General features: G+C 67.4%; 22 protein-coding genes. 7 read left to right on the top strand and 15 right to left on the bottom strand.

Going from position 1 to position 18,304, the window contains the following annotated elements; translation table 11 throughout:
* Positions 1–2: 2 nt before the first annotated feature.
* The 3 genes from QZZ29_RS07465 to glgA form a co-directional block, all read right to left on the bottom strand.
* Entirely contained in the window at positions 3–449 is a 447-nt protein-coding gene (locus QZZ29_RS07465; protein ID WP_291382363.1) for an NfeD family protein, read from the bottom strand.
* 140 nt (positions 450–589) lie between these two features.
* Positions 590–1,375: an ABC transporter ATP-binding protein gene (locus tag QZZ29_RS07460; RefSeq protein WP_291382362.1), complete on the bottom strand. Its 786-nt coding sequence runs from the start codon at positions 1,373–1,375 to the stop codon at positions 590–592.
* An 11-nt stretch (positions 1,376–1,386) separates the two neighbouring features.
* Positions 1,387–2,589 (bottom strand): glycogen synthase, encoded by a 1,203-nt coding sequence (glgA, locus tag QZZ29_RS07455; RefSeq protein WP_291382361.1) that lies wholly within the window; start codon positions 2,587–2,589, stop codon positions 1,387–1,389.
* Between the two features lie 71 nt (positions 2,590–2,660).
* On the opposite strand from glgA, the gene glgC reads away from it, so the two are divergent.
* Together glgC and serB are read left to right on the top strand one after the other, a co-directional pair.
* Positions 2,661–3,902 (top strand): glucose-1-phosphate adenylyltransferase, encoded by a 1,242-nt coding sequence (gene glgC, locus QZZ29_RS07450; protein WP_291382360.1) that lies wholly within the window; start codon positions 2,661–2,663, stop codon positions 3,900–3,902.
* Entirely contained in the window at positions 3,899–4,534 is a 636-nt protein-coding gene (gene serB / locus QZZ29_RS07445) for a phosphoserine phosphatase SerB (protein ID WP_291382359.1), read from the top strand. Before glgC ends, serB begins: the two co-directional genes overlap by 4 nt.
* A gap of 26 nt (positions 4,535–4,560) precedes the next feature.
* Here the strand turns inward: serB and QZZ29_RS07440 are convergent, their stop codons facing one another.
* Genes QZZ29_RS07440 through fabG form a run of 4 tightly spaced genes read right to left on the bottom strand, consistent with a single transcriptional unit; the run spans position 4,561 to position 7,535 of the window.
* Positions 4,561–5,508, bottom strand: coding sequence for a glycoside hydrolase family 88 protein (locus QZZ29_RS07440; RefSeq protein ID WP_291382358.1), 948 nt, complete (start codon positions 5,506–5,508; stop codon positions 4,561–4,563).
* A 9-nt stretch (positions 5,509–5,517) separates the two neighbouring features.
* Positions 5,518–6,024, bottom strand: a complete 507-nt coding sequence (locus QZZ29_RS07435; protein WP_291382357.1) for a histidine phosphatase family protein — start codon at positions 6,022–6,024, stop codon at positions 5,518–5,520.
* Between the two features lie 2 nt (positions 6,025–6,026).
* Entirely contained in the window at positions 6,027–6,794 is a 768-nt protein-coding gene (gene fabI, locus QZZ29_RS07430) for an enoyl-ACP reductase FabI (protein ID WP_291382356.1), read from the bottom strand.
* A gap of 36 nt (positions 6,795–6,830) precedes the next feature.
* Positions 6,831–7,535, bottom strand: coding sequence for a 3-oxoacyl-ACP reductase FabG (gene fabG, locus QZZ29_RS07425; RefSeq protein ID WP_291382355.1), 705 nt, complete (start codon positions 7,533–7,535; stop codon positions 6,831–6,833).
* 64 nt (positions 7,536–7,599) lie between these two features.
* Here fabG and QZZ29_RS07420 point away from each other — a divergent pair, with 64 nt between their 5' ends.
* Positions 7,600–8,436, top strand: coding sequence for an SURF1 family protein (locus QZZ29_RS07420; RefSeq protein WP_291382354.1), 837 nt, complete (start codon positions 7,600–7,602; stop codon positions 8,434–8,436).
* A 15-nt stretch (positions 8,437–8,451) separates the two neighbouring features.
* Here the strand turns inward: QZZ29_RS07420 and QZZ29_RS07415 are convergent, their stop codons facing one another.
* The gene (locus tag QZZ29_RS07415; protein WP_291382353.1) at positions 8,452–10,050 is read right to left on the bottom strand and encodes an ABC-F family ATP-binding cassette domain-containing protein; all 1,599 of its coding nucleotides are present in this window, start codon (positions 10,048–10,050) and stop codon (positions 8,452–8,454) included.
* 112 nt (positions 10,051–10,162) lie between these two features.
* On the opposite strand from QZZ29_RS07415, the gene QZZ29_RS07410 reads away from it, so the two are divergent.
* The 4 genes from QZZ29_RS07410 to QZZ29_RS07395 all read left to right on the top strand — a co-directional run bounded on the left by QZZ29_RS07410 (position 10,163) and on the right by QZZ29_RS07395 (position 13,169).
* Positions 10,163–10,810, top strand: a complete 648-nt coding sequence (locus QZZ29_RS07410) for a biotin transporter BioY (protein WP_291382352.1) — start codon at positions 10,163–10,165, stop codon at positions 10,808–10,810.
* 16 nt (positions 10,811–10,826) lie between these two features.
* Positions 10,827–11,531, top strand: coding sequence for an ABC transporter ATP-binding protein (locus QZZ29_RS07405; RefSeq protein WP_291382351.1), 705 nt, complete (start codon positions 10,827–10,829; stop codon positions 11,529–11,531).
* Positions 11,528–12,193 (top strand): energy-coupling factor transporter transmembrane component T, encoded by a 666-nt coding sequence (locus tag QZZ29_RS07400; RefSeq protein WP_291382350.1) that lies wholly within the window; start codon positions 11,528–11,530, stop codon positions 12,191–12,193. The genes QZZ29_RS07405 and QZZ29_RS07400 overlap by 4 nt, the downstream gene beginning before the upstream one ends.
* A gap of 64 nt (positions 12,194–12,257) precedes the next feature.
* Positions 12,258–13,169, top strand: coding sequence for a neutral zinc metallopeptidase (locus QZZ29_RS07395; protein WP_291382349.1), 912 nt, complete (start codon positions 12,258–12,260; stop codon positions 13,167–13,169).
* On the opposite strand, the gene QZZ29_RS07390 is transcribed toward QZZ29_RS07395, so the two are convergent.
* From QZZ29_RS07390 to sufB, 7 genes are all read right to left on the bottom strand, one after another.
* Entirely contained in the window at positions 13,166–13,492 is a 327-nt protein-coding gene (locus QZZ29_RS07390) for a metal-sulfur cluster assembly factor (protein ID WP_291382348.1), read from the bottom strand. The two genes, QZZ29_RS07395 and QZZ29_RS07390, sit on opposite strands and share 4 nt — an antisense overlap.
* Before the next feature lie 5 nt (positions 13,493–13,497).
* Positions 13,498–13,962 (bottom strand): Fe-S cluster assembly sulfur transfer protein SufU, encoded by a 465-nt coding sequence (gene sufU / locus QZZ29_RS07385; protein WP_291382347.1) that lies wholly within the window; start codon positions 13,960–13,962, stop codon positions 13,498–13,500.
* On the bottom strand, positions 13,959–15,239 hold the full coding sequence (locus QZZ29_RS07380; RefSeq protein WP_291382346.1) for a SufS family cysteine desulfurase: 1,281 nt from the start codon (positions 15,237–15,239) through the stop codon (positions 13,959–13,961). Before QZZ29_RS07380 ends, sufU begins: the two co-directional genes overlap by 4 nt.
* Before the next feature lie 8 nt (positions 15,240–15,247).
* Positions 15,248–16,003: a Fe-S cluster assembly ATPase SufC gene (gene sufC, locus QZZ29_RS07375; RefSeq protein WP_291382345.1), complete on the bottom strand. Its 756-nt coding sequence runs from the start codon at positions 16,001–16,003 to the stop codon at positions 15,248–15,250.
* Positions 16,000–16,359 carry a non-heme iron oxygenase ferredoxin subunit gene (locus QZZ29_RS07370; RefSeq protein ID WP_291382344.1) on the bottom strand — a complete coding sequence of 120 codons (360 nt, stop codon included), beginning with the start codon at positions 16,357–16,359 and terminating at the stop codon, positions 16,000–16,002. Before QZZ29_RS07370 ends, sufC begins: the two co-directional genes overlap by 4 nt.
* Position 16,360: 1 nt before the next feature.
* Positions 16,361–17,563 carry a Fe-S cluster assembly protein SufD gene (gene sufD / locus QZZ29_RS07365; RefSeq protein WP_291382343.1) on the bottom strand — a complete coding sequence of 401 codons (1,203 nt, stop codon included), beginning with the start codon at positions 17,561–17,563 and terminating at the stop codon, positions 16,361–16,363.
* Positions 17,560–18,304 (bottom strand): Fe-S cluster assembly protein SufB (sufB, locus tag QZZ29_RS07360; protein WP_291382342.1); only part of this gene is annotated, 745 nt, incomplete at its 5' end. The genes sufB and sufD, both read right to left, overlap by 4 nt.

Raw genomic sequence — 18,304 nt, 5'->3', positions numbered from 1 at the left:
AGTCATGCTGTGCGCTCCGTTTCTGGAACGACGATGGCCGTCGCTCCGACAATCTTGGTGACGATGACGTCGACGCCCTCGTCAATAGTGGCGGCATCGTCTTCGATGCGCGCGGTCCACACTTCGCCACGCAATTTGATGCGACCGCTGGTTTCGGTAATGGGGTCGATCGTTCGACCCTTCGCCCCGGTCAGCGCGGCCGCGTTGGTTTCGACCAAGTCGACCCCCCGCCTGCGCATGGAACGCAGCAGCCACGGCCGCAGCGCGGCCAACATCACGGTCGCCACCCCCAGCGCGACCGCAAACGCGAGCCAGACCGGCCCGCCGACCATCACCACGACGCCTCCCGCGATCGCGCCTGACGCGAGCATGAGGAAGGTCAGATCCAGAGTGAAGATTTCGACGGCGCCCAGGGCCGCCGCCGCGACGAACCACCAAATCGATTGCATGGCGACTCCTTTCAGTTCGGACGCTACCAGGCCGGACGTGACGCCGAATCGGCCGCGGGACGGACGTCCTGGCTCATCCCTGCGGATGACACCTCAGACCGATCGATGTCCTTGTCGCCGGCCCCCTCGTGACCGCCTGTCTATGACGATCGGCGAGCGGTCCAACGCCCGTCGTGGGCGAAGAGCTGGATCGGAATCCCGTACGTTTCGGAGAGGTTCGCGCCGGTCAAGGTGTCCGCGAGCCGCCCCTGGGCGACAACCCTGCCGTCCCGCATCAAGAGCGCGTGAGTGAAGCCGGCAGGGATCTCCTCGACGTGATGTGTCACCATCACCATGGCGGGCGAACGTCTGTCGCCCGCCAGTTCCGTCAGCGCCGACAACAGCTCTTCGCGGCCACCCAGATCGAGGCCCGCGGCAGGTTCGTCGAGAAGGAGCAGTTCGGGGTCCGTCATGAGCGCGCGTGCGATCTGGACGCGCTTACGCTCTCCTTCGCTGAGCGTGTCAAACGTTCGCTCCATGAAGGCGTGCATACCGAAAGCAGACAGCAGGTCCTCGGCGCGCAACTCGTCCACCTGCTCGTATTCTTCGCGCCACCGCCCGGTCACGCCGTAGGCAGCCGTCATGACGATGTCGTGCACCTTCTCATGGGGCGGGATCCGGTCGGCGAGTGCGGCCGATGCGAGGCCCACCCTGATGCGCAACTCGTGGGTGTCCGTGTCGCCCAGCTGCTCTCCGAGAATGCGGGCCGAGCCGGTCGTGGGATGAGCGCGGGCGGAGCATACCGTGATGAGCGAGGTCTTGCCTGCGCCGTTCGGGCCCAGGATCACCCAACGATCCGTCGGTTCGACGCCCCAGGTGATGCCGTCAAGGACCTGATTGTCGCCACGGCGCAAGGTGACATCGTCAAGCCGTAGCACTTCGCTCATATTGGTTGAGCCTAGCCCAGAACGTGCTTGTAGACCTCGACCGTGCGCTCCGCGATGGCACCCCACGCGAAATGGTCGGTTGCCCGCTGGCGCCCCGCCTTGCCCATGGCCTTGGCGGCGTCGAGGTCGGACACCATGGCGGTCAGCGCCGCCGCAAGATCGGAGGCGTACTTGTCAGGGTCCGTCGGCGTTCCGGTGCCGTCCTGGACTTGATCGATCGGCACGAGCATTCCCGTGACTCCGTGATCCACCACCTCGGGAATGCCTCCCGTTGCGGTCGCGACGACCGGCAGCCCGACGGCCATCGCCTCAAGGTTGACGATGCCGAGGGGTTCATACACGGACGGGCACACGAACGTGGTGCACGCGTCGAGCACCGCGACCAGTTCGGGGCGCGGCAACATCTCCTCAATCCAGATGATGCCGTCGCGCTCCTTCTGAAGATTCGCGACCGCACCTGAGACCTCCTGGGCGATCTGCGCGGTGTCCGGGGCTCCCGCGCACAACACGACCTGAATCTCCTTGGGCAGCTGCTCGACCGCCTTGAGGAAGTACGGCAGGCCCTTCTGGCGCGTGATGCGGCCCACGAAAACGATCGCGGGGCGCGAGGGATCGATGCCGTGACGGGCGACCACCGCGTCGGCCGCTGCCCGCTCCTCGTCCGTCGCAGGCGCCGCCCATGCGTCGGCGTCGATGCCGTTGTGCACCACGTGCACCTTGGCGGGGTCGACGTTGGGGTAGCAGCGCACCACGTCGCCCCGCATGCCCTCGGAGACGGCGATGATGCCGTCGGCCGCTTCGTATGCGGTCTTCTCGATCCAACTCGAGACGCGGTAGCCGCCGCCCAGCTGTTCGGCCTTCCACGGCCGCAAGGGCTCAAGCGAGTGGGCGCTCAGCACGTGCGGAATGCCGTGCAGTTTCGCCGCGAGGTGCCCCGCCATGTTGGCGTACCAGGTGTGCGAATGCACCAGGTCGGCCCCTTCGCAATCGCGCGCCATCGGCAGGTTGTGCGCCAAAACGTCGAGCGACGCGTCCCCCACTCCGCCGCCCAGCGCGGTGTATCCCGTGACGCCGTCCTCCTCGCGCGGGCCATCGAAGGCTCGCACTCGGACGTCAAGATGCTCGCGGAGTACCCTGGCCAATTCATTGACGTGAACGCCCGCGCCTCCGTAGACGTGCGGCGGGTATTCGCGGCTGAGAATGTCGATGCGCATGGCTCCACCGTAATCGCTTCTTAACCACATTGACCCGTGCAACGCGGCCATACGGCACCTATGCTGGACGTATGTCAGCGCCGAAAGTACTCGCCATTGTCCTCGCGGGAGGTGAGGGCAAGCGTCTGATGCCCCTCACCGCAGCTCGTGCCAAGCCGTCGGTGCCCTTCGGGGGAACCTACCGACTCGTCGACTTCGCTCTGTCGAACCTGGTGAACTCGCGGTACCTGCACATCGTTGTGCTCACCCAGTACAAGTCGCATTCGCTCGACACCCACATTGCGCGCACCTGGCGGATGTCTCCGCTGCTGGGCAACTTTGTGGCTCCCGTGCCGGCGCAGCAGCGCCGCGGCAAGCACTGGTATATGGGCAGCGCCGACGCCATCTTTCAGTGCGTCAACATCATCGAAGACGAGAAGCCTGACATCGTCGTCATCGTGGGCGCCGACCACGTGTACCGCATGGACTTCTCCCAGATGGTTGATGCCCACATCGAGTCCGGCGCCGACTTCACGGTCGCCGGAATCCGTCAGCCGATCGAGATGGCGGACCAGTTCGGCGTGGTTGACATCGACCCGGAAAACACGACCCGAGTGCGCGCCTTCCTCGAGAAGCCGACGGCACCCGACGGCTTGCCCGACAGTCCCACGGAGATTCTCGCCTCGATGGGTAACTATGTGGCATCCGTCGAGCCGTTGCTCGAGGCGCTCTTGGCCGACGCCGAAGACGAGACATCCAAGCACGACATGGGCGGCGACATCGTCCCCTACTTCGTGAACAAGGGCACGTGCGGCCTGTACGACTTTGTCGAGAACGACGTTCCCGGCTCCACCTCGCGCGACAAGGATTACTGGCGCGACGTGGGAACCATCGACTCGTACTACGACGCCCACATGGACCTGATCGCCGTGATGCCCGTCTTCAACGTCTACAACGCCGAGTGGCCGCTTCACCAAGGCCTCATCACGCATCCGCCCGCCAAGTTCATTCACTCCGAGGAAGGCCGCATGGGTCACGCCGCCGACTCGGTCGTGTCACCCGGCGTCATCGTGTCCGGCGCGACCGTGACGGGTTCCATTCTGTCGCCAGGGGTGCGGTTGCACTCGTGGTCGACCGTGTCGGACTCGGTGCTGCTCGACGACGTCACGGTGGGGCGCCACGCACAGGTTCACCGTGCCATTCTCGACAAGAACGTCGTGGTCGAGGAAGGCGCCCGCGTGGGCATCGACCGCAAGGCGGACATTGCGCGCGGATTCACCGTCACCGAATCGGGCCTGACCGTGGTCGCAAAGGGCACCGTGATCGGCAGATGACCGGAAGGCGTCTGCTGGTCTTGGACGTCGATTCCACCCTCATCAAGCAAGAAGTGATCGAGTTGCTCGCGGCCCGCGCCGGGTCGCAAGAGCAGGTCGCGGCCATCACCGAACGGGCGATGCACGGCGACATCGACTTCGCCGCGTCGCTCGCCGAGAGAGTCGCCACCTTGAAGGGTCTGCCCACGTCGGTGTTTCACGAGGTGGCAGCAGAGGTCGAGTTCACGCCCGGCGCGCAGGAGCTGATCGGCGCCGCCCAGGCGGCCGGTTGGACGGTGGCGCTCGTCTCGGGCGGCTTCGAGGAGATCGTCACGTCGATCGCGCGCGCGGTGTCCGTCACCCTGTTTGTGGCGAACCGCCTCGAAGTGGACCAAGGTCACCTGACGGGGCGCACGGTCGGACCCGTCATCGATCGCAACGGCAAGGCGGTGGCTCTGGCCGCGTTCGCCAAGGGTGCCGGCATCCCGATGACCGACACCGTCGCCATCGGCGATGGCGCGAACGACCTGGGGATGATGGCCGCGGCGGGACTGTCGGTCGCCTTCGCGGCAAAGCCCGTGGTGCGCGCCGCCGCGGACATCGCGATCGACGGCCCGCCGCTGGACGCCGCCTGGCCGCTCATCTCGCGCTAGGCGCTCACGGGAGGGCGCGCGAGGGCTCAGCCCGCTCCGGACGCCGCGAGGGCTATAATCGCGAAGGCTTGGGCCTCCGCGGACGTACCCTCGCTGTCAAAGTGAGGTGCTCCGCACACCCCACGAACCACGCCGTCGGCGTCCACCCGCGCGAGCGCCGCGTCGAGCCACCGCCTGGCGTGGGCCGCGTACACCTCGGGCAACCACCCGTCCGCCACCCCCGTGAATGCGGCGTAGGCGAACATCAGGCCCGCGGTGCCATCCGTGAACGTCGTGGGATCGTCCAGCACGTGGTGGAAGCGACCTTCGGAAGTCTCATGGGCCGCGACGGCCTCCAGCAGGTCACACGTGTTGCTGCGCCAGCGGCCGCGCATCTCGCCCGGCACCCGGTCGCCGCCGATGCGCAAGGCTCGTGCCATCCCGGCCGCGGCCCAACCATTTCCCGTGGCCCAGAAGGCTCCCCTCACGCGGTCGCCCGTGACGGTGTTGGCGCGGTGTCCGTAGAGCCCGCTGCGCCCATCCCACAGGTGCTCGCGGTGCATCCGGTACTGCATGTCGGCAGGGGCCACGTCTCCCGTGAAGACGAGCATCGGCACCACCATGTAGATCGAGTCCACCCACACCTCGGGAACCCCTTCGAGGTGCCACACCACCCCCTCATCATCGCGGGGCGAGAACCGTAACAGCCACCAGCGTTGGCGCTCGAGCGCCTCCGCGGCTCGTGCCTCGCCGCGCGCCGCGAGCGCCGCGACGGCCTCGCCAAGACTGCCGCCGTTGACGAGTCCGGCGTCACCCGTCGCGGCCAACCTGCCCCGTTCATCTTGGTGCTGGATGGCGTCGCGGGCGATCGCAAGCGCCACCTCCGGGCGGCCGCCGTCGAGGGCGGCCTGAGTGACCACCCCTTGCTCCCATGCGAGCCGCTGCATCGGCAGCAACGCCGCCCACAGGCGGTCGAACAGGTCCACGTCCGTCACGGGGCCGCCTTACGCAGGCTTGCCCTCGACCACGTCGATAAGGCGTGCACTGCGCTCACCGATCTCGACCCACGGGATGTCCAGTTCGAGCACCGCCGCCGCCGCGGTCGGCATGCCGTGGGCGACCCGCTGCAACGCCTCCTCGAGCGACCCCTCTCCCGACAGCCAGGCGGCCACGTGAGACGTGGTCGGCTCATGCCCCACCATCAGCACGGTGTCGGCTTCGCCCACTCGTGCCAGCACGGACAGATACTGCTCGCCCGCACTCCAGTACATGTCGTCTTCAATGTGGAACGGCACCTTGCCCCACACGGCCGCCATGCGCTTGAAAGTCTGGACCGTGCGGTTGGCTGAGGACACGAGCGCCACGTCGGGCCGCAGCCCCATGGTCTGAAGTCGTTCCGCAAGCCGCGCGGCCGCATCGCGACCCTCCATGGTGAGCGCGCGCGAATGGTCGTCGAGCCCCAACTGGGACATCTCGGCCCTCGCATGCCGGGCAAGAATCAGTCTGGGCACCGCTACTGACCCATAGCGTGCACGCCGCCGTCGACGTGGACCATCTCTCCGGTGGTCGCGGGGAACCAGTCGCTCAGCAGAGCCGTCACGGCCTTCGCAGCGGGCTCCGTGTCTTCCGAGTCCCAGCCAAGAGGCGCGCGCTCGCTCCACTTGCCCTCCATCTGGTCGAAGCCGGGAATGTGCTTTGCGGCCGTGGTCTTGAGCGGTCCAGCGGAGACGACATTGCAGCGGATGCCCTGGGGGCCCAGGTCGCGCGCCAGGTAACGGCTGATCGCCTCAAACGCGGACTTGGCGACGCCCATCCAGTCGTACACGGGCCACGCAAAGCGTCCGTCAAAGGTGAGGCCCACCAGCGACCCCCCATTCGGCATGAGCGGCACGGTGGCCTCGGCGAGCGCCTTGAATGAGTAGGCCGAGATGTGGATGGCCGTCGAGACGTCCTCCCACTGGCCCGTCATGAAGTTGCCGCCCATCACCGTCTGTGGCGCGAAGCCGATCGAGTGGACCACGCCGTCGAGGTGCGGCACGTGCTCGCGCACGGCGTCGGGCAAAGCCACGAGGTGGTCGGCGTTGGTGACGTCGAGCTCGACGACCTTGGCCTCGACCGGCAACCTGCGACCCATCGCCTCGGTCACCTTGAAGGTGCGTCCCACGCCGGTCAGCACCACCTTGGCGCCCTGCTCCTGGCTCAGGCGCGCGACGTCGAACGCTATCGACCCTTCGGTGAGTACCCCGGTAACGAGGATGTTCTTGCCTTCGAGAATGCCCATGGTTCCTCCTGTCGGAAAGACTACGTGGTCCGTTGCCTAGTGACCCATGCCCAGGCCGCCATCAACCGGCAACACCGCGCCAGATACATACCCTGCCGCATCGGACGCCAGGAATACGGCAGCCGCGGCGACTTCTTGTGTGGTTCCGAACCGCTTGGCCGGAATGGTTGACTCATATTGCTTCACCACATCGTCGCCAAGTTCGGCTGTCATGTCGGTCGCGATGAAGCCGGGCGCAATGACGTTGGCGGTGATGCCGCGTCCCCCCACTTCGCGGGTGATCGACCGGGCCATGCCCACAAGCGCCGACTTTGAGGCCGAGTAGTTGACCTGGCCGGGGTTGCCCAGCAGGCCCACCACCGAGCCCATGAGGACGATGCGGCCGTACTTCTCTCGCATCATCGAGTTCACGGCGCGGCGGACAGTGCGGAACGTGCCGGTCAGGTTGGTGTCGATCACCGCGGCGAAGTCGTCGTCCGACATACGCATCAGCAGTCCGTCGCGAGTGATGCCCGCGTTGGCGACCAGCACGCGCACCCGTCCGTGCTTGGCTTCTAACTCGTCGAAGGCGGCGTTGACGGCCTCGGAGTCGGTGATGTCGGCGATCGCGCCCGTGACCCCGTCCGGAAGGTCGCCACCCCGGTAGATGCTGGAGACGGTGTCCCCGTGTGCCACGAAAGCCTCTGCGATAGCGCGGCCAATGCCGCGGTTCGCTCCTGTCACCACCACGTGTCGCGTCATGAGCCCCAAACTAGCCGATGCGCCGGTCACCTCGCGCGCTCGCCTCGCACGTACGATCGAGACCGTGACCATCCCCGCCGCGAAACGCCGCCCGGCCGCCTACGGGCCCAGACGGATCGCACTCACCGCGGCCGTGGTGTTGGCGGCGATGGCTCTGGGTCTTGTCGCGGGCGCATGGCAGTGGGGGCGCTACGAGACCAGGTCGCACGCCGTCGAGGCTCAAGCCGCCGCCGAGGGCAAGCCCGTCGCGGACCTTGAGGAGTTGATCGACCGTGACGCCCAGGGCCCCGGTGAGGCCGACTGGCGCACTGCGACGGTGACGGGGGCACTCGACGCGGACTCGGTCATGGAGCTGCGGGGTCGCTCGGTCCAGAACACGGCATCGCTGCAGTATCTGGCGTGGGTGCATACCGCTTCAGGTCGCACCGTGCTGGTCAACCTGGGGTGGCAACCGCGATCCACCGCCGCCGCCCCCGTGCTCCCCAACGAGCAGGTCACCGTGACCGGCGTGGTGCGCGCCGTCGAGGCCGACAACGGCAGGCCCGGCACCCGCATCACCCCGCTCCAGATGAACGGCATCGAGGGCGAGGTGATCCCGGCTTACGTCATGGCGACATCGACGTGTGGGGCGTCGGGCTGCATCGAGGGCCTGGAGCCGGTGCCGATGCCGAATCTGTCGTTGGGACCCCACCTCAGCTACGCGCTGCAATGGTGGTTGCTGACCGTCGTGGCCGCGCCGCTGGGCGTCTGGATCACCCGCCGGGACGCGCTCCACGAGCGCGAGCGCGACGCGGCCGACGCGGCCGACGCGGGCGCCCCCAGCCCTCGCAAGCCGGCCAAGGCGTCCAAGGCGTCCAAGCAGAAACCTCCCACCGACGAGGAGATCGAGGATGCCCTGTAGGACCGGCGCGCGGCACTAGGCGAGCGAGATCAGGTCCCGGTACGAGTCGTTCCACAGGTCCTCGTCGGCGTCGGGCAGCAACAGCACTCGCTCGGGTTCCAGCGCGTCGACGGCTCCCTCGTCGTGCGTGACCATCACGACCGCACCCTCGTAGGTCTTGAGCGCCCCCAAGATCTCGGCGCGCGACGCGGGATCCAGGTTGTTGGTGGGTTCGTCGAGTAGCAGCACGTTCGCCTGGCTGACCACGAGCGTGGCAAGCGCGAGCCGCGTCTTCTCGCCGCCGGACAGCACGCCGGCAGGCTTGTCGACATCATCGCCCTGGAAGAGGAACGATCCCAGCACGCTGCGTACCTCGGTGTCATTCAGGTCCGGGGCGCTGTGCCGCATGTTCTCGAGCACGGTCGCCGCCATGTCGAGAGTGTCGTGCTCCTGTGCGTAGTAGCCGAGCTTGAGGCCGTGGCCGGGCTCCACTTGGCCGGTGTCGGGTTCCTCGACGCCGGCGAGCAACTTGAGCAGCGTCGTCTTGCCCGCACCGTTGAGGCCCAGTACGACCACGCGGGATCCCCTGTCGATGGCGAGTTCGACGTCCGTGAATACCTCAAGCGTGCCGTAGTTCTTGGACAGTTCGGAGGCCCGCAATGGCGTCTTGCCGCAGGGCGCCGGCTTGGGGAAGCGCAACGCCGCCACCTTGTCGGCCTGTCGGGACGTTTCCGTCTCCGCCAGGAGTCGTTGGGCGCGCTTCGCCATGTTCTGCGCCGCCACCGCCTTGGTGGCGCTTGCACGCATCTTGTTCGCCTGAGCCATCAGCACGGATGCCTTCTGCTCGGCGTTCTTGCGCTCCCGGTGGCGTCGGTGCTCGTCGTCCTCGCGCTGCTTGAGGTACAGATCCCACCCCATCGCGTACTGGTCCATCACCCCACGGTTGGCGTCGAGGTAGAACACCTTGGTGACGACGGCTTGCACCAGGTCCACGTCGTGGGAAATGATGACGAGTCCACCGGGATACTGTGCAAGGAAGCCGCGCAGCCACTGGATGGAGTCCGCGTCGAGGTGGTTGGTCGGCTCGTCGAGCAGCAACGTCTCGGCCTCGGAGAACAGGATGCGAGCCAACTCGACTCGGCGCCGCTGTCCGCCCGACAGGGTGCCGATCGGTTGAGCCAGCACCCGCTCGTCGAGCCCCAGGTTCGCGGCGATGCGCGCCGCGTCGGACTCCGCCGCATACCCGCCCGCCGCGCGGAACCGCTCCTCGATCACCGGGTACCTCTCCATCGCCTTGGCGGCAACGTCCGGGTCCTCGCTCGCCATGCCCAGCTCCGCCTCGCGCAGCTTCCGCAGGATCGTTTCGAGGTCGCGCGCGGCCAGAATGCGGTCGAGGGCAAGCATCGTCAGTTCGCCAGTGCGCGGATCCTGCGGCAGATAGCCGACCGAGCCACGATGCTTGACCGACCCGGCCGACGCCTGGCCCTCGCCCGCGAGAATCTTGGTAAGCGTCGTCTTGCCGGCGCCGTTGCGTCCCACCAGCCCTACGCGGTCGCCCTTTGCGATGCGAAAGGACGCCGGATGCAACAGCACTCGGGCACCAATGCGCATCTCGATATCCTGGGCAACAATCACAATAAATCCTTCCGAGCGCCCTACAGCGGACGAGGTGGTGGCGGGCGCTACGAAGCGCACATGGGGCGCGGCCCGGTATCGTGGCCGCCGAATCATTATCACAGGGAGTCCCATGAACCTGCGTCACTCATTGTCCCCCACCAACCTCGCGCTCGTGGCGGTGTTCGCCGGCTTGATCGCCGCGTCGACTATCTGGCCCGGCGCCGAGCTGGTCTCCGGCGTGCCCATCACGCTGCAGACACTCGCGGTATTGCTTGCGGGGGCGGCTCTGGGGCCGTGGCGCGGCGCGGGTGCGGTTGTCCTTTACCTCGTGGTGGGTACCGCCGGCGCCCCAATCTTTGCCGGCCGATCCGCCGGACCCGCCGTGTGGACGGGACCCACCGCGGGATTCCTCGCCGGCTTCATGGCGGCCGCCTTCGTCGCAGGCTGGCTGGTGCGCAGGATGCGCCGACGCGGTCAGCTCACGGTCACGGGTGTGATCGGCGCGTGCGCCGTGGCCTCGCTGCTGGTCCTCAACCTCATCGGCTGGGGTTTCTTCATGCTGCGGCTGGGGACCACCGCGGCAGACACCGTCGCGTTCGCCACGCCGTTCTTGGTGGGCGACATCATCAAGGTGTTCGTCGCAGGAGTCACGGCAGCAGCGGTGCATCGCGCCTACCCGGGACTGCTCGGAGTGCCGGTCGCTCCCACCGCGGTCGAGACGGGCCAGACACCCACGACGCCCCCAGCGGTATCCCTCGGCTCCCAGGCCGCCTCGTAGCGCTTACCCTTTCCCCATGATCGAATTCAAGGACGCGACCGTTGTCGCGCCCGATTCCGGGATCACCATCCTCAAGCCCACCACGCTGAGCCTGAGCGAAAGGCGCATCACGATCATCGGCGCCAACGGCTCGGGAAAGTCGACCCTCGCCAGGCTCATCAACGGCCTGTCCATCCCCGTATCGGGGACCGTGTCGGTAGATGGGGTCGATACGGTGAAACACGGCGCGCTGGTGCGACGCAAGGTGGGCTTCCTGTTCACCGATCCCACATCGCAGCTGATCATGCCCACGGCCATCGAGGACGTGATGCTGTCGCTGCGCCGGGTGGTTCGCTCCAAGAACGAACGCATCAAGGCGGCGCTGGCGGCGCTTGAGGACATCGGCCTGGGAGACAAGGCAGAGGTGTCGGTCAACGCGCTGTCGGGCGGCCAGCGCCAGCTGCTGGCCCTTGCCGGCGTGCTCACGGCGAAGCCCCAAGTGGTGGTGGCCGACGAACCCACGACGCTCCTCGATCTGCGGTGGAAGGCACACGTGGGCGCACTGCTGCATTCGCTGCCGATTCAGCTGATCGAGGTGACGCACGACCTCGAGGCCGCGACCAAGGCGCAGCGCACCCTGGTAGTCGACGACGGCGGCGTGGTGTTCGACGGCGACCCCGTCGACGCCGTGGCCCATTATCGGGACCTCATGTACCGCAAGTCCGTCGGGGAGTCGTCGTGACGCACGTCCTGGGCGCGTACCGGCCGGGTGCCTCGCCGCTGCACCGGCTACCCGCGTGGTCGAAAGTTGCCACGCTGATCGTGTGGTCGGCCGTCACGCTGCTGGTCCGTGATCCGATCACGTCAGGGGGTTTGGCCGTCGCGGCGCTCATGCTGCTGGTGAGCGTCCTGCCGGCGGCAGGGCCCACGTTCAAGGGCCTCGGAATGATCGTGATCGTGGCCGCCATGGCGAGCGCCTACCAGGTGTGGAGGGGAGACTATGTGGCCGCGATCGACCTCGGCGTCGACCTCATCGGCCTGTTCGCGCTGTCGCTCGCGATCACCGGGTCGACCCCGATGTCCGACATGCTGGACCTTGCGACCGCCGCGGCGCGGCCGCTGCGACGGGTCCTTCCCCCTGCCATTACCGGGCTCATGTTCGCGATCATGTTGCGCGCCATCCCGGAGATCGCCGGGATCATGCGCCAGTCTCGCGACGCCGCGCGGGCTCGCGGCATACGGCGCGGTCCCACGGCGTTCATGATTCCCACGGCGACGCGCACGGTCGGCTTCGCGCTCGACCTGGGCGCTGCGCTTCACGCCCGCGGAATCGGCGACGACGCCGCGTCCGACGCGCCGCGCGGGCGTCCAATGCGGATCGCCGCGAAGGACCCGAACGGGTAGTTTTGATGCATGACCCACTGCCAGGGGGCCATCGCGCACGTGCAGTGCCCAGGCGGGAGACACCATGACGTTCAGTGAGGGCACTCGCCTCGACCCCAATCGTGTTCAACGCCGGGGTGCGGGCGGCTCGCGCGGAGGCGTCGCGATCGGCGGCGGCGTCGGCGGAATCATCATGGTGGTCCTCGCCTTGATCTTCGGCATCGACCCGTCGACCCTCAACCTTGACTCGGGCACGCAGGGCCTGGGAGGCGCGGCCGGCGCGCAAGACGACACCGCCCAGCAGGACTTCGCGGCCAGTTGCACCGCGGGAGCCGACGCCAACGCGGATGCAGACTGCCGCGTCCTTGCCGTGATCGAGTCGCTCGACGCGTATTGGATCGACGCGCTACCAGCCGCGGGCTTCCGCCACGAGCTGCCCGGCGTGGTGGTCTTCGACCAGGCCACGTCATCGTCGTGCGGCAACGCGTCGTCCGCGACGGGACCGTTCTACTGCCCGCCCGACCACACGCTGTACGTCGACACCACGTTCTTCACGTCGCTCGCCCAGTTCGGCTTCGAAAGCGGAAACCTCGCGGAGGCGTACGTCATCGCCCACGAATATGGCCACCACGTGCAGAACGAGTTGGGGGTCTTTGACATTGCCGACCGATCAGGGACGGGCGCGAATTCTGATTCGGTCAAGGTCGAGTTGATGGCCGACTGCCTCGCTGGCGTGTGGGTGGGTCACGCGGCGTCGACGCCGGACCCGGATACGGGCGTCCCGTTCCTGGAACCGATCACACAGGAGCAGTTGGACAACGCGCTCGCGGCGGCCGCCTCCGTGGGCGACGACAGGATCCAGGAGACGGTGCAGGGCGAGGCCGACCCTCACACCTTCACGCACGGCACGTCCCAGCAGCGCACGCAAGCGTTCACCACCGGGTACACCAACGGCACGGTCGCGTCGTGCGACGCGTTTGGGGTGCTCTCCCGCTAGACGTTGAAACCGAGCGCCCGCAACTGCTCGCGGCCGTCGTCGGTGATCTTGTCGGGACCCCACGGGGGCATCCACACCCAATTGATGCGGAACCCGCTGACAAGCCCCTCGAGGGCCTGCGAGGCCTGGTCCTCAAGGATGTCGGTCAACGGGCACGCCGCCGACGTGAGGGTCATGTCGATGATGGCGTGCTGGTTCTCGTCGAGCTGAACGCCATAGATGAGGCCCAGGTCCACGACGTTGATCCCCAGTTCGGGGTCGATCACGTCACGGAGAGCCTCCTCGACGTCGGCCACGTTGGCGGGGTGTGCAGTGTCGGTCATGGTCTCTATCCTTCCGTGCCGACGGTGGCGCGCGCAATCGCGTCGCGCAACGCCATCCAGCTGATGAGGGCGCACTTGATGCGCGCCGGGTACTTACCTACGCCCACGAATGCGGTGGCGTCTTCCAAGAGGTCTTCTCGCTCGTCGCCGAGCGGCACGCCCTTGCTGTGCATGAGTGCCTTGAAGGCCTCCATCGTCTCGTCTGCGGTGCGCAGGTCGGCCCCGTCCAACAGCTCGGCCAGCATCGATGCGGAGGCCTGGGAGATCGAACATCCCTGGCCCTCCCACGACAGCGAGGTGATGCGGTCGTCGTCGAGTCCGACGCGCAGCGTGATCTCGTCGCCACACGTGGTGTTGACCTGGTGAGACTCCCCCACCGATGCGGCGTCGGGCGTGACCAGCCCGCTGCCGCGGCGAGTCTTCGCGTAGTCGAGGATCACCTGTTGATACATCTGTTCGAGGTCGCTCATGAGTTCACTCCAAAGAACGTCCTGACGGTGGCGAGCACGTCAACGAAGGCTCTCGCCTCGTCCTCCGTCGTGTACAGGTGGGCGCTCGCGCGGGTCGAGCTGACCACGCCAAAGCGCCGGTGCAGGGGCTGGTTGCAGTGGTGGCCGACCCGCACGGCAATGCCGGCGTCGTCGAGAATCTGCCCCACGTCGTGGGCGTGCACGCCGTCGACCACCACGGCCGCGAGGCCGAGCACGTCCGCCTTGGTGGCGTCACCCACCGGACCGAGCAGGCGCACCCCCGGCAGTTCGGACACGCCCTCGCGCATGATCTGGGCCAGGCGCGCCTCGTGACGCGCGACGTTGTCCATGCCAAAGGCCATGAGGTAGTCGGCGGCGGCCCCCAGCCCCACCGCCTGCGCCACGGGCTGTGAGCCGGATTCGAAACGGTGCGGGGCATCGAGCCACGTGGTGGCCTCCATCGTGACGGTCTTGACGGATCCGCCGCCGAAGACCACGGGCGGAAGCACGTCCAGCAGGCTCTTGCGGCCCCACAACGCGCCGATGCCGGTGGGACCAAGCATCTTGTGTCCCGAGAACGCAGCGAAGTCCACGCCCAGCGCCTGCACGTCCACCGGAAGGTGCGGGACGGCCTGGCACGCGTCGAGCACGGTCAGCGCGCCCACCTCGCGAGCCTTGGCGACGATGGCCGCGACATCGGTGACGATGCCGGTGACGTTGCTCGCGGCCGTGAAGGCGACCACCTTGGTGCTCGCGTCGATCACGGAGGCGACGGATTCCGGCCGCATCCGCCCGAGGTCGTCCACCTCGATCCACTTGAGCGTCGCACCCGTGCGGGCGCACACCTGCTGCCACGGCACCAGGTTGGCGTGGTGCTCGGTCTCCGTGATGACGATCGTGTCGCCTGGACCCACGCGGAAACGGTTCGACTCGGCGCCGCCGATGCCTGCGGAGGCGTTCGCGATGCCGCCCGCGACGAGATTGATCGACTGGGTCGCGTTGCCGGTCCAGACGAGTTCCTCAGGCGTTCCCGCGTTCACCAGGCGCGCCACCGCCGCGCGGGCACCCTCAAACAACCCGGTCGCCTCTTCGGCGATCAGGTGGGCGCCGCGCTGCACCGCGCCATTGTGCGCACGCTCAAACTCGGCTACCGCGTCGAGCACCTGCTGGGGCCTCTGTGCGGTCGCGGCCGAGTCCAGGTACACCAACGGCTTCCCGTTCCGCACCGTACGGGTGAGGATCGGGAAGTCTGCCCTGACGTCGGTCGCTAAGCGCATCGTCGTGACTACGCCTCCACGGGGAAGCGGTCGTAGCCCTCTGCCTCAAGGCGCTGGGCCAGTTCCGGTCCGCCCTGCTCCGCGATGCGGCCGTCGACAAACACGTGCACGTAGTCGGGGGTGATGTAGTTGAGGATGCGCGTGTAGTGGGTGATGAGCATGACGCCCAGGCCCGTGGACTCCTTGACGCGGTTCACTCCCTCGGAGACGATGCGAAGGGCGTCGACGTCCAAGCCGGAGTCCGTCTCGTCAAGGATCGCAATCTTGGGGCTCAGCAACTCCATCTGCAGGATCTCGTGGCGCTTCTTCTCGCCGCCCGAGAAGCCCTCGTTGACGTTGCGCTCAGCGAACGCGGGGTCCATGCGCAGCGCCTCCATCGAGGTCTTGACGTCCTTGACCCAGTGACGCAGCTTGGGGGCCTCGCCGTCGATCGCGGTCTTGGCGGTGCGCAGGAAGTTCGACACCGACACGCCGGGCACCTCAACGGGGTACTGCATCGCGAGGAACAGGCCTGCGCGGGCGCGCTCGTCCACGGTCATCGCGAGCACGTCGTCGCCATCGAGCGTGACGGTGCCCTCGGTGATCGTGTACTTGGGGTGACCCGCGATCGAGTACGCCAAGGTGGACTTGCCGGAGCCGTTGGGGCCCATGATGGCGTGGGTCTCGCCGGACGAGATCGTCAGGTCCACGCCCTTGAGGATCTCCTTGACGCCCTCGGGCGTGTCGACGGTGACGTGCAGGTTCGTGATGTCCAGGGTGCTCATGCGTTCTCCTTGATGCTGGAAGACAGGGGGTGGTCGACGTCCACGAGCACGCGCTCGCCGTCGATACGAACGGGGTAGGCGTCCACGGGCTCCATGGCGGGCAACTCGGTCACGGCGCCGGTGCGCACGTCGAAGCGAGCACCGTGGGCCCAGCACTCGACCTCGCAGCCGATCATTTCGCCCTCGGACAGGGAGACCTCGCCGTGACTGCAGATGTCGTTGATGGCGTAGAAGTTGCCGTCCTCAGTACGCGCGATCGCTATGGGCACCTCGCGGCCATCGGCCGCGGTCAGAAACGACTGCACGAGGGAGTCGGGCTCCAGGTCGTCGACGTTGCAGGCAAACTGCTCGCTCACGTCAGGCCTCCTCGTCCGCGATCTGCTCGAGCTCCTGCTCGATGGCCCTCATCAGGCCGTCTTCGACCTCGGGCACACCGATCTGCCGGACGAGGTCCGCGAAGAATCCGCGCACCACGAGCTTGCGAGCGGCGTCCTCGGTGATGCCGCGCGAGCGCAGATAGAACATCTGCTCCTCGTCGAAGCGGCCGGTGGCCGAGGCGTGACCCGCGCCCGCGATCTCGCCGGTCTCAATCTCAAGGTTGGGGACCGAGTCGGCGCGTGCACCGTCGGTGAGCACGAGGTTGCGGTTGAGCTCGTAGGTGTCCGTGCCTTCGGCCGCGGCGCGAATCAGCACGTCGCCGATCCACACGGTGCGGGCCGTCGCGCCCGCGAGCGCGCCCTTGTACGTGACCCGCGAGCGGCAATTGGGGGCGGCGTGGTCGACAAACAGCTGGTGCTCCTGGTGCTGCCCCGCGTCGGCAAAGTACAGGCCGTACAGGTCGACCGAGGCGCCCTCGCCCGCCAAAGCCACCGAGGTGTTGAGTCGCACGACCTTGCCGCCGAGCGTCACGACGGACTGCCGCAGTCGCGCGTCGCGGCTGAGCTTGGCGACCACCTCGCCCACGTGAATCGTGTCGATGTCCCAATCCTGGATGAGCACCAGGTTGAGGGAGGCGTTGTCACCCACATCGACCGAAACGAACTCGCCGACGACGGCCGACCCCTTGCGTTCAATGATGACGGTGGCCTCGGCACCCGCTCCCACCTCGAGGGAGATGGCCTGGCGCGCGGACTGGCCGGTACCCGTCACGGTGACGCGCACGGGGTCCGCCACGATCGTGCCGGGCGCCACGGCCAACACCATCGCTCCGCCGGCGCGGCTGGCGGCGACGGCGCTCGCCCGGTCTCCGGGAGCGCGCACGGCACGCTGCCGGAACGCGTCCGTGTCAATGTTCGTGATCGTCACGCCGTGCGGCAGTTCCGAGTACGTGGGGTCGAGGTGCTCGCCGGTCGCCTCGTCCTGAAGGAGTGCGGCGATGTCGCGCATCGGCGAGAACCGCCAGGCCTCCTCGCGCCCCGTGGGCGTGCCGAACGCATCGGCGTCGAAGGACAGCAGCCTGTCCGCGCGCGACTTGTTGGGCACCGTGGTGCCGTTGTACTTCTTGCCGTGGCTGTGGGCGGTGTCCGCCGTAGCCTGGCTGTGGTCTGTGGTGATGCTCAACCGACGGATCCTTCCATCTGCATTTCGATGAGGCGGTTCAGTTCGAGCGCGTACTCCATCGGCAGTTCGCGCGCAATGGGTTCCACGAACCCGCGCACGATCATCGCCATGGCCTCCGTCTCGGGCATGCCTCGAGACATCAGGTAGAACAGCTGGTCCTCGCTCACGCGGGACACGGTGGCCTCGTGGCCCATCGACACGTCGTCCTCGCGCACGTCCACATAGGGGTACGTGTCGGAGCGACTGATCTGATCGACCAGGAGCGCGTCGCACAGCACGTTGGACTTGGAGCCCTTGGCGCCCTCGAGAATCTGGACGAGCCCGCGGTAGGAGGTGCGACCGCCCCCGCGTGCCACCGACTTCGACACGATCGAGGAGGACGTGTTGGCGGCCGCGTGCACCATCTTGGCGCCGGCGTCCTGGTGCTGGCCCTCGCCAGCGAACGCGATCGACAGGGTCTCGCCCTTGGCGTGCTCGCCCATCAGGTAGATGGCCGGGTACTTCATCGTGACCTTGGAGCCGATGTTGCCGTCCACCCACTCCATCGTCGCGCCCTCGTGGGCGACGGCGCGCTTGGTGACCAGGTTGTACACGTTGTTCGACCAGTTCTGGATGGTCGTGTAGCGGACGCGGGCGTTCTTCTTGACGATGATCTCGACCACGGCGGAGTGCAAGGAGTCTGACTTGTAGATCGGCGCGGTGCAGCCCTCGACGTAGTGCACGTAGGAGCCCTCGTCGGCG

The sequence above is a fragment of the Demequina sp. genome (genome assembly GCF_016278765.1).
Classification (GTDB): Bacteria; Actinomycetota; Actinomycetes; order Actinomycetales; family Demequinaceae; genus Demequina.
This window is presented reverse-complemented; position numbering and strand designations above follow the sequence as displayed.